The organism is Leptospira kobayashii (assembly GCF_003114835.2).
GTDB classification, from domain to species: domain Bacteria; phylum Spirochaetota; class Leptospiria; order Leptospirales; family Leptospiraceae; genus Leptospira_A; species Leptospira_A kobayashii.
The window spans coordinates 3,073,497-3,087,719 of sequence record NZ_AP025028.1 but is presented as its reverse complement, the minus strand read 5'-3'; the positions used below and the strand labels follow the sequence as shown (position 1 = coordinate 3,087,719).

Below are 14,223 nucleotides of genomic sequence, written 5' to 3'. Positions count from 1 at the left end.
TTTATGGCAAATTTTAAAATGGTGTCCCCTTTTTCGGCAGCTGGAGACCAAGTCCAAGCTATTGAATCGATCGCAAATGCCTATAAAGAAGGCAAAGACAAAGTTACGTTAGTTGGAGTTACCGGCTCGGGTAAAACTTTTACCATGGGAGAGGTGATCGCGAGAGTCGGGAAGCCCACTTTGATTTTATCACATAACAAGACTTTGGCGGCACAGTTGTTTCGCGAGTTCAAGGATTTTTTTCCGGAAAACGCAGTGGAATATTTCGTTTCCTATTACGACTATTATCAACCGGAAGCATATGTTCCCTCTTCGGATACTTTTATAGAAAAAGATATGTCCATGAATGAAGAGATCGATAAACTCAGGTTACGTGCTACTTCCAGCCTTTTGGAAAGGGACGACGTGATCATCGTGAGCTCCGTTTCCTGTATTTATGGTTTGGGTTCTCCGGAAGACTATATGGCTTCGGTTGTTATGTTGAAGGTGGGCGACAAAATAGATCGGGATCAGATCATCCGGAAATTCCTTCATATTCAATACGCACGCAACGATATAGATTTCAGTCGCGGCAATTTCCGGGTGAGAGGGGATTCGATCGAAATCATGCCTTCTTACCAGGAAGAAGGAATTCGGATCGAACTTTTCGGAGATGAAATAGACGGGATTTCCAGGTTTGATCCGATCACCGGAAAAACAAAACTCAAACTCGATCGTACGATCATTTATCCCGCAAAACACTTTATCACTTCAGGTCCTAAAGTCAAAGATGCCATAGAAAAAATCAAAGAAGAGATGTTGGTCGCCAAGGAAAAATTTCTCGCACAGGGCAAACATCTGGAGGCGGAAAGAATCGAGTCTCGAACCAATTATGACATGGAGATGCTTGCCGAGCTAGGTTATTGCAACGGAATCGAAAATTATTCCCGTCACCTAACAGGAAGAGCCGAAGGGGAAAGGCCGGCATGTCTTATGGACTATTTTCCCAACCTGGATTTTTTGCTGATTGTGGATGAATCTCATGTTACTTTACCCCAAGTCGGCGGTATGTATGCGGGAGACAGGACCAGAAAACAAACGTTAGTTGATTTTGGATTCAGATTGCCCAGTGCGCTGGACAACCGTCCTCTTAATTTTCAGGAATTCGAGAAGATGACTCCTAAAACACTTTATGTGTCCGCAACTCCGGATGAAACCGAAATTAAAAAAAGCGAACTCGTTGTTGAACAAATCATTCGACCTACGGGGCTTTTGGATCCAATTGTGGAAGTTCGTCCCACAAACAATCAGATAGAAGATCTGCTCCGCGAGATGCAGATTAGGATTCAAAATAAAGAAAGGATTCTGATCACTACTTTGACCAAAAAGATGGCAGAGGATCTTACCGATTATTATAAGGAAGTAGGTTTGAAGATCGCTTATCTCCATTCCGAAATCGATACCATCCAAAGGGTGGAGATCATCCGGGACCTTCGCAAAGGAATTTACGATTGTTTGGTGGGGATCAATTTGCTTCGGGAAGGATTGGATATTCCTGAAGTGTCTCTTGTTGCCATATTGGATGCGGATAAGGAAGGATTTCTCCGAAATTACAAATCTTTGGTCCAAACCATCGGTCGCGCCGCGAGGAATGCAAGCGGTAAAGCGATTCTTTACGCGGACAAAATGACCGACTCCATGAAGAAAGCGATCGGTGAAACGGAGAGACGTAGAAAGATTCAGGAAGAACATAATCTTCGTTTTGGGATCACGCCTCAATCGATTATAAAGGAAATCCACGATATGCTTCCTCGCGAGATGGCTGAGAAAAACAGTCAGGAAGAAGCATTACAGGAAATGGAAAGGGATTTTACTTTGAAGAAATACAAAACAAAAGAGAATCTGAAAGAAGCTTTAAAGAAAGAAATGTTACGTTTTGCTCAGAATTTGGATTTTGAAAAAGCTGCAATGTTTCGAGATAAAATGTTGGCCGTTGGGCCGGACAAGATAGAAACTTAACATATGGTAAAACTTGAGGAGAACTCATTGGATCAAAACGACTCTTGGGAAAGTGCGACCAAACTCGTAAGAATTGAAGACGCTCTTCCGAAACAAATTTTCCTTTTGCCTATCAAGGTAAGGCCCGTATTTCCAGGCATCATTACTCCGTTGATTGTTCCTCCGGGAAGATTTATCGCTTCAATTGAAGAAACAACAAAGACCGCCGGATTCATCGGTTTGATTCTTTTGAAAAAAGACGAATCGGATGAGGATTCGGAGAATAACATCTATCAGGTGGGAATCATCGCCCGCATACTGAAAAAAATCAATCTTCCCGACGGAAGCATTAATATATTGGTAAACACGATCCAACGTTTCCAAATTCAAAGCATTCATTCTAAAAAACCGTTTTTGATAGCAAATGTAACTTATCCTCCCGAGGAGTTCGGAACCTCCAAAAACAATATCAAGGCATTGATGAGAACACTACTTGTTCTTACGAAGGAATTGGCGCAAAACAATCCTTTGTTTACCGAAGACATGAAACTCACAATGATCAATGTGAACGAACCGGGCAAAATGTCCGATTTCGTCTGTTCCATACTCAATTTGGAAAAAGAAGAATACCAAACTGTCATCGAAGCGACTTCACTAGGTGATCGTTTGGAAAAGGTTTTGCTTTTTCTTAAAAAAGAGATAGAGCTTGTCATATTACAAAGAAAAATCCAAGATCAGATCAATGACAAGATAGATAGTCAACAAAGACAGTTTTTTCTGAGAGAGCAACTCAAAGCCATCCAACAAGAGTTAGGGATCGGAGAGGACAAGGCCGAAATCAAATACGACCAATTGGTCGAAAGATTGAAAGCCATTCCTGTTAGCGAAGAAGTGATTCGGGAAGTAGGCAGGGAAGTCGAAAAAGCGAAAAACACCGATCCTATAGGAAGCGATTATAATGTGGTTCGCAATTATCTGGATTTGGTGGAAGCTCTCCCTTGGGAAGATCCGAAACCTAAGGAAGTCAATTTAGCCAGTGCTAGAAAAATTTTAAATAGAGATCATCATAAACTGGAAGATGTCAAGGAAAGGATTTTGGAATTTCTTGCCGTCCGTAAGTTAAATCCGAAAGGGAGAGGAACTATCCTATGTTTGGTGGGACCTCCCGGTGTAGGAAAAACATCCATAGCCAAATCCGTTGCGGAAGCATTGGGCAGAAAGTTTTATCGTTTTTCTATGGGCGGGGTAAGGGACGAAGCGGAAATCAAAGGTCATCGAAGGACTTATATCGGAGCAATGCCGGGTAAAATACTGACTGCTTTGAAGATCACAGGCGAAAGGGATCCGGTGATTCTTTTGGATGAAATAGATAAAATGTCCCAAGGATTTCAAGGGGATCCGCAGGCATCTCTTTTGGAAGTGCTGGATCCGGAACAGAACGCAACATTCAGAGATCATTACCTGGATTTGCCGTTCGATTTGTCCCAAGTATTCTTTATTGCTACAGCTAACACGTTTGAGCCGATACCACGAGTGCTTTTGGATCGTATGGAAGTGATTCAATTATCAGGTTATATTACCGAAGAAAAAGTTCAGATCTTTCAAAAATATCTTTGGAACAAGATCTTCACAAAAAACGGATTACTTGCTAAAAATTTTTCCATTCAAAAAAACACTCTCATCACATTGATCAATTCCTATTCCAGGGAATCAGGCCTTCGGGGATTGGAAAAAACTTTCGATAAATTGGTAAGAAAGCTCGCACTAAAACACGTGCTAAAGGAAAAATATTCCAAAGAAATCAGAGAGAAGGATTTGATTGAGTTATTAGGCGCCCCTCCTTTCGTCGATGATCGAATGACCAAACCGAAACAACCGGGAACTGCTCTCGGTTTGGCTTGGACAAGTGCAGGCGGATCTACTCTTCTCATCGAAGCTGTTTTTGTTCCCGGAAAAGGAGGAATTCTTTTGACTGGGCAGATGGGGAAGATGATGGAAGAGTCGGCAAATATCGCACTTTCTTTTATTAAAAACTATTCGGGACTTGAATCCAAGTTTGAAAACAAAACCATCCATTTGCATGTTCCGGACGGAGCGACACCCAAAGACGGACCGAGTGCGGGTATAACGATGGCATCCGCACTTTATTCACTTGTATTGGGACAGACAATAGCGCCTGGCTTCGGAATGACAGGCGAACTTACGTTAACCGGCGAAGTTCTTGCGATCGGGGGACTACGGGAAAAAATCGTTGCCGCGAAAAGAGTCGGTGTTAAAAAAATCATTTTCCCTCGGGACAATGAAAGTTCTTTCAAGGAAATTCCCGATTATGTGAAAAAGGGAGTTAAGTTTTTTCCTGTTTCTCATTTTGATGAAGTATCGAGTTTAGTTTTCCCAAAAAAGAAAAAGAGCAAATAATTTGAAATGAATAATAAAGAGACCTGGGTTTTATTTTTACGTGCATTAGGTGAACATTCGATTGATTTTTTGAAGAAACTTTGGGAAAAGAGAGTAACTCTTGTTATATCGGGGAGTATTCTTTTTGTTTTTCTTTCCGCTTTCTTTTTGGGAGGAGCTTACGTTGTTTGGTCGGGCGAGCAGGCCCGCGTGGAACGTTCTCTTGAAAAATACCGATCGGAAGTTTCTAATTTTTATGATAACTTTCAGCCGAAGTCGATTAAGATCCTGGATCGGGGAGGAAAAGTAATCGGAGAATTCTATCGCAGAAACTTTCGGCCCATTCGGACAGACAATTTGAAAAAACACCATATGATCTTATGGGCAGTATTATCTTCCGAAGATAGGGAATTTTATTCTCACGGAGGCGTGAATTATGCCGCTATCGGTAGGGCTGTTTTTACAAACCTAATTCAATTCCGACTTTCTCAAGGTGGTTCTACAATCACTCAGCAGTTGGCAAAACTCACATTAAATCTAGGGAAACGAAGTCTGTTTAATAAACTAACAGAGCTTTACTGCACGTTTTATATCGAAAGCCAGTTTTCAAAAGAAGAGATTCTGGCGATGTATCTCAACCAGATTTTTTTGGGGGAGGGAAACACCGGTGTAGAAGAAGCTGCACGTTATTATTTCAGGAAACCGGCAACCGAGCTGACTCCGGAAGAAGCTGCGATGCTTGTAGGAACAATCCCCGCGCCGAGTGTTTACAATCCGATTCGGAACCTGGGGATTGCACTTTCCCGCCAAAAACGGGTGTTATACGATATGGCACGCAATCCCGAATTGAATCCGGATCAGTCGGAGATTCCCAAAAAATTCGGAGAATCCATCGAACCCAATGTTAAAAAATTTAAAATCTTTTATAAAGTAAAAGAATACAAAGGCGAAGAGGGTGAGCCGAAATATTCCAGTGATATAGGAAAATACGGTGCCGATAAGGATTTTAGAATCAACCTTGCTCCTGATTTTAATGCCGAAGTAAGAAGGTTTGTATTGGAGAGTTTTTCCAATGAGGACTTGGAAGAAAGGGGCCTTCTGGTCTATTCTACATTGGATTTGGATAAACAAAGAATGGCGGAAGAATCACTTCGTATCGGTGTGGATTCCGTTCGGGCCGACTTGGTAAAACAGGAAAGAGAACTGGAAGCCAAAGGCAAACCGGAACTTGCGGAAGTTACAAAACAAATCCTTCCGCAGATGAGCGGTTCCGTGATTTCAATGGATCCTGAAACAGGCGATATAGAAGCATTAGTCGGTGGATATAAAATATCAAATAGTTTTCGGTTCAACAGAGCAGAAGACGCTCGCAGACAGCCAGGTTCTACCATCAAAGCGCTGGTATATGCACTTGCTTACGAGAAGAGAATTGTAAATCCATCTTCCAAAATCAAAGATGAGAAATTGGATTTTTCGGGATATTCTCCTAAGAACTGGTACAAAGGTTATAGAGGAGAGATCACGGTTCGAACTGCACTTGCTCAATCGGTTAATACCGTTTCGGTAAAATTGTTGAATGAAGTAGGTGTGAATTATTTTCTCTCAAAACTGGGACAGATTCTTTTTTTGAGCGAAGAAGAAATCGAATCCAGATTTCAGAAAAATCTTTCGCTTGCTCTCGGTTCAGGGGAACTTTCTCCGATGGAGCTTTCCCTGATTTATGCAACCCTTGCAAACGGGGGAAGAAGAGTAACTCCCAGAAAAATCATAAAGATCACCGACTTGGACGGAAACGAATTTTATCAAACAATTCCAAATGAAGCCGCCGAACAAATATTAGATCCGGTAGCTTGTGCCATGGCAATTAACACTCTTGAATCCGTTCTGACGGAAGAAGGAACGATGACTTTGAAAAAGAAAGAAGGAGAAGTGAACTTATTTGCAGGCAAAACGGGAACAGTCCAATCTCCTAAAACCAAAAAGAGCAAGTGGATGGGAATCAAAGGAGTTCGAGACGTTTGGTTTGCAGGTCTCGCTCCAAGAAATGTAACAGTTGTTTGGGTTGGTCATGATGAAGGCGCCCCTTTCCCGGGTTCCGGCTCGGGTGTATCCGGTGGTATTTGGCTTCGTTATGTGCAAGGTGTCAAATCGAAGATCGGATTTGGAAATCAACTTATCCCTAGTTTCGTAGGTGATTTCGTAAAGGTGGACGTATGTGCGGATGATGGAACTCTTTTGGAATCTTCTCCATCCTATATTTGCAAGTTACCTCTCTACTCTCAGTTTTATTATATTGGAGATCTTCCTCAGAAAAGAGCAGGATTTGCAAAGCCGGAGATCCCTCCGCAAACAATCGTAGGTGACGGCGAAGAAGACGAATCCGAGATTTCCACCTATCAGCTGCAAAATGGTAAGGAACCGCCTCCTGGTGTTGACGCTGTAGAGCTGGAGCCTCCCGTTATAGAAACTCAGAAAGTCCCGCGTAGCGAATGAACTTATCCGAAACCAGATAGTTCTCCTGGATGGACCAAAGGAAAATCCAAGGGGCATCTTCTTCGATTTGTTTTATTATTTTAAGTGCGTTCGGTAGGTTTCTTTCTTTTCTATCGTTTAAGAGTTTTGTAATATCGCGATTGGAATAGAATGCTCTATTCCCTCCGTTTCCCGGTTTCTCTCCGTGAAAAACCGGATCTAAAAAATTCCAAACCGATTCGTAATCCGCATACCATGTAAGTAGCGTTAAATCTCCTTTACCTTCTCCGTTTTCTTTATAGAGGGGCGCTTTCTCCATGCCTTTCAGTTTGATTTGCAACCCGATTTCTTTCAGTGCTTGTTCAATAGCTCTTCCTTTCGCTTGGTTTTCATCGTCTCCGCGCATTCTCAGTTCCAGCGTTTGGTTCAGGATCCCGGGGAAACAAGCGGAGTTTTTCAAAAGGGAAATAGCTTTGTTTTTATCATAGTAAAATTCGGGAGTCAAATCGGATTTAGTTTTTGTTAGCTGGGAAAGAAACGGAATCGCAATCGGACCTTTCAGTAAATCCGCTTTGTTTTCCAATAATTTTTCGATGATGAGTCCTCTAGGTATTGCGAAGTTAAGTGCGTGTCGGAAATTTTTATCAAAACAAGGATTGTTTTGATTGATAGCTACGTACTGAACGGATCTTCCTCGTTTAACGATCGTATTGTGGCTTTTCGCATCGGGCGAGGATAATAAAAAATCCGTCAGTTTGAAGGAATCCAATTCTCCTTTGCGGAAAAGAAATAAGGAAGTCGTGGATTGGGGAAGAATTCGAATTCGGACGGTATCAGGAAGTTCCGTATCGTTTGAATCTCTTTTTATCAATTCCAGGGATTCGTTTTTTTTCCATGAGACCAGACGGTATTTTCCGAACGAATGAAATTCCCCTCTTTCCAAAAAGTCTTTTTTTGATAAGATAGAAGCGAAGGGTAAGGAGAGTTTTTCTTTCGCCTCTTCTTCGTTTACAGTATCATCTAACTGAAATTTGATAGTATTCGGTTCGGAAGCCGCAGAAATCTCTTTTATGAATTTATAATCTCCTCCTCTGGGAGAATTTTCCTGTAATAATCTTTGAATGGAAAAAACTACATCTTCCGTTTTCGGACCGAGAGGTTCCGATTTGAGTCGGATTTCCCAAATGATTCCCTTTTTCTCTTTCCAAAACTTGGAATTTTCTGCCCAATTCATTTCGGGTTTGGCATTTTGAATTTGAAAGAGTCCACCGAATAGTAGAGCTGAAAGTTTTTGACTGACCAAATCAGTTGCAAACAGAGGGTCTAGGCTCGGAGGATCGCTCGGAAAGCCCAAAGATACGTCTGCAGTCGTTGTCTTCTTTTGGCAAAAAGTGAGGGACAGGATGAGGAAAATGAGGGAAAAGGTTCTCATACGTGAAGATTTACCGAAAACTTTGGCCTTACTTAGTGAAATACAAATACAGACTGAGTTTTGGTATATTCCTTTCTCTTTTTGTTTCTATTTTTAATGGCGCTTCTCTTACCTCACTCATTCCTATTTTTGATTCTTTAGGAACTGGGGAAAATTATAAATTCCAAATCGCACTTACTAAAAAAGACCAAACCATCCTGACTGAGAAAGAGAGCGGTAAGGAATTTTCCGGTTTTGCTTATTGGGAATTCAAATTTGCGGAAACAAAATTGAAACTCAATTCGGAACTTGCTAAAAAAAATCCCGATGAACTTGTCTTTCTATTTTGTCTGATTATACTTCCCATCTATGTTCTGAAATTGATTTGTCTTGCCGGCACGATTTATTATGTGAATTCCGCAGGACTTCTTGCCGTCCAGGATCTGAGGCTCTCTCTGTATGAAAAATTGCAGGAATTACCCCTAAATGATTTTGTAAAAGAAAAAACAGGCGTACTTATGAGTCGCGTGATCAACGATGTCGATACGGTAGGGAAAGTTGTTTCCAATGATTTAAAAGATGCTGTTAATGATTTTTTCTATATTATCACCCATTTGATCATATTACTCGTGTTAAGTTGGAAACTTTTCTTTCTTATCTTTATAGTGATTCCAGTGGTCATAGGCCCGGTAAGCGCGTTCGCAGACAGAATCCGTCGTACAACCAAAAACCAACAGGAACAATTATCCGCATTGAACGGTGATTTGCAAGAGGTGATCTCCGGAATCCGGGTCATCCGTGCTTTTTCCATGGAAGAAAAGGAATCCGATCGTTTTTTCGGAGTTAATAACGACCTATCCGAAAAAACTTTCAAAACTCATTTTTATCATCAAATCGGTCCCGCATTGATTGAATTGTCCGGTTCCGTTGTGACTATGATCTTTCTCGGATTAGGTGCTTATCTTTTGGAAGATCCTTCTTTTTCAAAAGGGATGTTTCTTGCTTTCTTTCTAACTCTTATCTTTCTCATGAGACCTCTCAAACAAATGAGCATTCTGATCAATTTGATCCAAGCATCCGTTTCGGCAAGTGATCGTGTTTTTGAAATCCTGGATCGCGATACTGCAATCAAGGAACCGACTTCTCCGAAACAACTCGGCCCTCTCAGCAAAGATATCGTATATCGGAATGTTTCCTATATTTATCCGGGAACGGAAAATTATGCATTGCGTGATCTTAATTTCACAATCCCGAAAGGAGGGACGATCGCAATTGTAGGATCTTCCGGCGCCGGTAAATCTACGTTAGTTGATCTTCTTCCGAGGTTGATTGATCCGAGTTCAGGCAGTATTCTTTGGGATGGAATCGATGCAAAGGATTTGTCTCTTGACAATCTTCGTAAAAGAATAGGCGTTGTTTCCCAAAATATATTTTTATTCAACGGTTCAATTCGGGAAAACATCGCATATGCAAAACCATCCGCTTCGGAAGATGAAATCCGAAAAGCGGCAGAGGATGCGTTTGCATCCGAGTTCATTGACGGATTTGAAGAAGGTTACGATACGATAGTCGGCGAGAGGGGAGTGATGCTCTCCGGGGGGCAGAGGCAAAGAATTTCCATTGCCAGAACCTTGCTTGCCAATCCGGAAGTTTTGATTTTAGACGAAGCGACTTCCGCACTCGACACCGAATCCGAACGATTGATTCAGCAGGCGTTTGTAAGATTATACGAAAACAAAACAGTTGTTATCATTGCGCATCGTCTTTCCACGGTTAAGATTGCGGATATTATCTATTATTTGGAATCAGGTGAAATCGTAGAGAAAGGTAGCCACTCCGAACTCATCGGTTTGGAAGGATCGAAATACAGAAGATTGTATGAGATGCAATTTGCCACAAACAAACCCGCTTAAGCGAGTTTGCTTGATCCACAGGAAGGACAAAAATTTGCGTTCGGTATGGAAATAGAAGTCCCGCAATTTCTGCAAGTCCAGCCCTCAACAGTTCTCTGTGGCTCCAGGGTTTGGATTGTTTGTTTTGTTAGGTTTTTTGTTTCTTTGAAATTTTTAATTTCCAATTCCACTTCATCCAGTTTTTGCAAAAAAGGAACTGATATAGATTGAAACTCTTCTTCCGTTAATTTTCTGGAATGAAAATCGGATCTGACGTCTTTCAATGAATCCAAAAGATTTTGTTTTTTTTGCGTGAAAGGAAGTAACTCTTCTTCCGAATCCTTTCCGAAAGGAGAACTATCTGTCTGAAAATAATAATAAAAAATCAAGAAGGGAGATAAGAGAATGAGTCCAAATAGCAGAATATAGAAATAGAGGAGAAAATCCATAGTCTCATTTTTTGGAGTTTTTCTTTTTCTGCAATCTCTTTATCTTTGCATATAGCATGGCAATCACGAATCCATTTATCGAATCCAAACTGAAATCTCCGGAAGAAGTGGCACTTGCGCTTCCTCGTCATGTCACCTTAGGATGTTCCGGATTTACACCTGCCGGTTATCCCAAGATTATCCCTCCTGCATTTGCAAAACGAATCGAATCGGAAAAAAAAGAAGGCAAAGATTTTTCGATCAATCTTTATTCCGGCGCTTCCACAGGGGAAGAGTTAGACGGTGCCTTGGCACGTTCGGGAGCTCTAAAACTTCGAATACCCTATCAATCCAATTCTTACCTACGCAATCTGATCAATGAAGGCAGTGTCGATTTTATTGACATGCACCTTTCCCATGTAGTGAAATACATCGAACATGGAATTTTACCTTCCATAGATGTTGCGATTGTGGAAGCGGTTGATGTGACTGCCGACGGTAAAATTTACCTGACTACTTCATCGGGAATGAGTGCGACTTATCTTTTGAATGCAAAAGAGATTTATATCGAACTCACCGATATTCATCCGGCGGAATTGAAAGGTTATCATGATATTTATCTACTTCCTCATCATTCCAGAACATTACCTATCAATATCGTTTCTCCGGAAGATCGAATCGGGACGGATTATATTCAAGTAAATCCCGATAAGATCAAAGGGATTGTTCGTTCCAGTGTTCCCGATTCGGCCTCAGAATTCAAGGCCCCCGACTCAGATTGTATTGCAATCGCCAATCATGTGTTAAGTTTTATTCAAGATGAAATTTCCAAAGGTAGGATTCCTAAAGACTATCTTCCTTTTCAAAACGGTGTAGGAAATATTGCCAATGCAGTCCTTGCGAGTATGGCAAAAAATGATGACTTTCACGAAATCCAAATGTATACGGAAGTGGTTCAGGATTCCGTATTCGATTTGATCGACGCGGGTAAACTAAAATTTGCTTCCACCTCTGCGTTGACTTTTTCTAAGTTAGGCTTAAAAAGATTTCATCAAAACATATCTCAGTGGAAGTCCAAGTTTATTATCAGACCGCAAGAAATTTCAAATCATCCGGAAGTGATCCGCCGTATGGGACTCATTGCCATGAACACTGCTTTGGAAGCGGATATTTACGGAAATGTAAATTCGACCCATGTGATGGGTTCTTCCATGATGAATGGAATCGGAGGATCAGGCGACTTCACACGTAACTCTCATTTAAGTATTTTTATGACTCCCTCTCTTGCCAAAAACGGTGATATTTCAGCAATTGTTCCTTTTGTTTCGCATACGGATCATAATGAACATTCGACTATGGTGATTGTAACGGAACAAGGATTAGCTGATCTTAGAGGATGTCCTCCGAAAAAAAGAGCGGAACTCATCATTTCAAAATGTGCACATCCGATGTATCGAAGCAAACTTTTGGAATATTTTGAAAAAGCGAAGGAACTTTCCAAAGGAAAACACACCCCCCATTATTTGGAAGATTCGTTGTCCTGGCATATTCGATTTTTAAAAACCGGTAGTATGAAATGATCGCGGTAATCGGTTCCGGAATTACGGGTTTAACAAGTGCTTGGTTGCTGTCGAAACATTATCCCGTTACCTTATATGAAAAACATTCTGAAATCGGAATGGCAGCCTTCAGTGCAAATCATCAGATTAATGGAAATGTTTTTGAATTCGATATTCCTTTTCGTACGATCAAAAGGGATTACTATCCTACATTGTTTCGAATCTACGATAAGGCGGGCATTCAAACGAGACCCGTTGATTATTCTTTTCGTGTGGAATCAAAAGGATCTCCCGTGTTCGGATTTCGTTCTTATTCTTTTTTAGGAACCAATTTCGGATTTCCCACATTTGATTCCTTTCGGAATGGGAAAGGGATTAAAATATTTTACGATTTACTTCGGTTTTATGCGAATTCGAAAACGGATTGGTCGAAAGAAAAAACTTCGATTAGCATACGTCAGTTCCTGGAGAAAAACAAATACTCTTCCGAATTTATAAATGAGTTTTTACTTCCTACTTTTGCATTGGTGAATACCTGCAAAACGGAAACAGTAGGAGGTTATCCTGCGGATACAATTATCGGTTATCATTCCAGAGGATACGCTTACACTCCCCAAGAGACGGCAAAATTCGGAACAAGGGATATTACAAATCGATTAGCTAATGGAATTTCCAATATCGAATTGGGCGCAAAGATAAAATCGATTTCATTTAGAAAGGGAAAGCCTGTCATTCAATTTGAATCGGGCGAAAAAGAATTCGAACATGTGATTATGACTACTCAGGCGAACCAGGCGTATCAATTGTTAGGTGATGATTTCGCAAAGGAAAAAGAAGCACTCTCCTATTTTAAATACGAACCGAGCGATGTCATCTTGCACACGGATGATTCCTTTTTTGAAAAAAGAGACGTGTCTCTTGTTTTCAGAGTAAACGAAGAGTTTGATAAACCGGAAGTCACTCTGGATCTGGGACGGATTATGCCGGAATTAAAAGGTCAAAATTTATTCCAAACCTGGAATCCTCATAAGATCCCCCCTAAAGACAAAATTCTGAAAACGGCTCAATTTGAAAGACCCATCGTCGATGAAAAAACCATTCATGGAATCAAGGGACTTGCAAATTTACATAAATCGGAAAACCGAAGACTTTGGTTGTGCGGTTCCTACTCTCTGTTTGGAATTCCTCTTTTGGAAGCCGGCGCGAAGTCCGCAATGAACATTGCGGAAATCATTACCAACAAAACCAGCTCGGAATTGATTTTATAAAGAATATTCCGATTTCTCTACCACATAAAATTGATAGTTTAAAAAACCGGAATGATAAAAATGAAGGATCGTATTTGCAAATATTTGCAGAGTTCCTGTTTGTGATTTGGCAAATTCAGCAAAGCCTGGATATACAAATTCTCCCCATTCTTCCGTACGGATGATTCTGAATCCTATATCATTTAATGTATGTAAGGTTTGATCCGTTGTGTTTTGATTTTCTTTGGGAACGAGGGCTACGGAAGTCAGAAATTCCAAAAATTTATAATATAAGGAAAACCTGCCGATCGATTTGGGAAAAGATAGATCGGTAAATACAAACTTTCCATTCGGCTTCAACAATCGTTTCACTTCTTTGTAAAAGGACGGTTTGTCTTGAAAATGATAGATACAATCCAGGCAGATGATATGGGTAAAACTGGAATCTTCCAAATTCGAAATGATCTTCCAGTCGCCTTCTTTCCATATAACTGAGTTTAGTTGTTCATTGGTGATCAGATCTTTTGCAAATTTGCTTTGTTCTCCTTCCAAATTGACTGCGAGTATTTCCCCGACGGAAAAATCCTTTGCCCAAACAAATACGCTTCCTCCGAGCCCGCTTCCTACTTCCAATAGTTTGGAATCTTTATTCAAACCCGCTGCATCTCCGGTTAAGATTGCCATTTTTTTGGCGGCAGTCGGATAATCGTAACCTTTTTCCCAATAACCGAAGTTAGAGAAATAATACGGATGGTTTTGCGGAAAATCGAAAGCAGGACCTGTTGTAAATGGATATGGTGTCATTGATTTAAGTTTGACAGATTTAATACCCATACGGGT

9 protein-coding genes are annotated in these 14,223 nt (G+C 40.8%); 6 read left to right on the top strand and 3 right to left on the bottom strand.

Annotation, left to right across the window (positions count from 1 at the left end; genetic code table 11):
- Nucleotides 1-3 precede the first annotated feature (3 nt).
- The 3 genes from uvrB to DI077_RS13735 are packed head-to-tail and all read left to right on the top strand — an operon-like array spanning nucleotide 4 to nucleotide 6,867.
- Complete coding sequence (gene uvrB, locus DI077_RS13745; RefSeq protein WP_109020428.1) at nucleotides 4-1,998, top strand: excinuclease ABC subunit UvrB; 1,995 nt, start codon at nucleotides 4-6, stop codon at nucleotides 1,996-1,998.
- Nucleotides 1,999-2,025: 27 nt separating this feature from the next.
- Nucleotides 2,026-4,395 (top strand): endopeptidase La, encoded by a 2,370-nt coding sequence (lon, locus tag DI077_RS13740; RefSeq protein WP_109020593.1) that lies wholly within the window; start codon nucleotides 2,026-2,028, stop codon nucleotides 4,393-4,395.
- A gap of 6 nt (nucleotides 4,396-4,401) precedes the next feature.
- On the top strand, nucleotides 4,402-6,867 hold the full coding sequence (locus DI077_RS13735; RefSeq protein ID WP_109020427.1) for a transglycosylase domain-containing protein: 2,466 nt from the start codon (nucleotides 4,402-4,404) through the stop codon (nucleotides 6,865-6,867).
- Here the strand turns inward: DI077_RS13735 and DI077_RS13730 are convergent.
- A complete protein-coding gene (locus DI077_RS13730; protein ID WP_109020426.1) occupies nucleotides 6,833-8,278 on the bottom strand; it encodes an ABC transporter substrate-binding protein in 1,446 nt (481 codons plus the stop codon). The genes DI077_RS13735 and DI077_RS13730 overlap by 35 nt on opposite strands.
- Before the next feature lie 2 nt (nucleotides 8,279-8,280).
- On the opposite strand from DI077_RS13730, the gene DI077_RS13725 reads away from it, so the two are divergent.
- Complete coding sequence (locus tag DI077_RS13725; RefSeq protein ID WP_109020425.1) at nucleotides 8,281-10,170, top strand: ABC transporter ATP-binding protein; 1,890 nt, start codon at nucleotides 8,281-8,283, stop codon at nucleotides 10,168-10,170.
- Here DI077_RS13725 and DI077_RS13720 read toward each other — a convergent pair.
- Nucleotides 10,167-10,598 carry a zinc ribbon domain-containing protein gene (locus DI077_RS13720; protein WP_109020424.1) on the bottom strand — a complete coding sequence of 144 codons (432 nt, stop codon included), beginning with the start codon at nucleotides 10,596-10,598 and terminating at the stop codon, nucleotides 10,167-10,169. The two genes, DI077_RS13725 and DI077_RS13720, sit on opposite strands and share 4 nt — an antisense overlap.
- 56 nt (nucleotides 10,599-10,654) lie before the next feature.
- On the opposite strand from DI077_RS13720, the gene DI077_RS13715 reads away from it, so the two are divergent.
- Both DI077_RS13715 and DI077_RS13710 read left to right on the top strand, forming a co-directional pair.
- Nucleotides 10,655-12,157: a succinate CoA transferase gene (locus DI077_RS13715; RefSeq protein ID WP_109020592.1), complete on the top strand. Its 1,503-nt coding sequence runs from the start codon at nucleotides 10,655-10,657 to the stop codon at nucleotides 12,155-12,157.
- Nucleotides 12,154-13,404 carry an FAD-dependent oxidoreductase gene (locus tag DI077_RS13710; protein WP_109020423.1) on the top strand — a complete coding sequence of 417 codons (1,251 nt, stop codon included), beginning with the start codon at nucleotides 12,154-12,156 and terminating at the stop codon, nucleotides 13,402-13,404. Before DI077_RS13715 ends, DI077_RS13710 begins: the two co-directional genes overlap by 4 nt.
- Here the strand turns inward: DI077_RS13710 and DI077_RS13705 are convergent.
- On the bottom strand, nucleotides 13,399-14,187 hold the full coding sequence (locus DI077_RS13705) for a class I SAM-dependent methyltransferase (protein ID WP_167837148.1): 789 nt from the start codon (nucleotides 14,185-14,187) through the stop codon (nucleotides 13,399-13,401). The two genes, DI077_RS13710 and DI077_RS13705, sit on opposite strands and share 6 nt — an antisense overlap.
- Between the last annotated feature and the right edge of the window lie 36 nt (nucleotides 14,188-14,223).

What these genes read in the sequence shown, in the direction of transcription:
- DI077_RS13710 (WP_109020423.1), top strand. Translation starts at nt 12,154, where the DNA reads ATGATCGCGGTAATCGGTTCCGGAATTACGGGTTTAACAAGTGCTTGG.
- DI077_RS13720 (WP_109020424.1), bottom strand. Translation starts at nt 10,598, where the DNA reads ATGGATTTTCTCCTCTATTTCTATATTCTGCTATTTGGACTCATTCTC.
- DI077_RS13715 (WP_109020592.1), top strand. Translation starts at nt 10,655, where the DNA reads ATGGCAATCACGAATCCATTTATCGAATCCAAACTGAAATCTCCGGAA.
- DI077_RS13735 (WP_109020427.1), top strand. Translation starts at nt 4,402, where the DNA reads ATGAATAATAAAGAGACCTGGGTTTTATTTTTACGTGCATTAGGTGAA.
- DI077_RS13730 (WP_109020426.1), bottom strand. Translation starts at nt 8,278, where the DNA reads ATGAGAACCTTTTCCCTCATTTTCCTCATCCTGTCCCTCACTTTTTGC.
- uvrB (WP_109020428.1), top strand. Translation starts at nt 4, where the DNA reads ATGGCAAATTTTAAAATGGTGTCCCCTTTTTCGGCAGCTGGAGACCAA.
- DI077_RS13705 (WP_167837148.1), bottom strand. Translation starts at nt 14,187, where the DNA reads ATGACACCATATCCATTTACAACAGGTCCTGCTTTCGATTTTCCGCAA.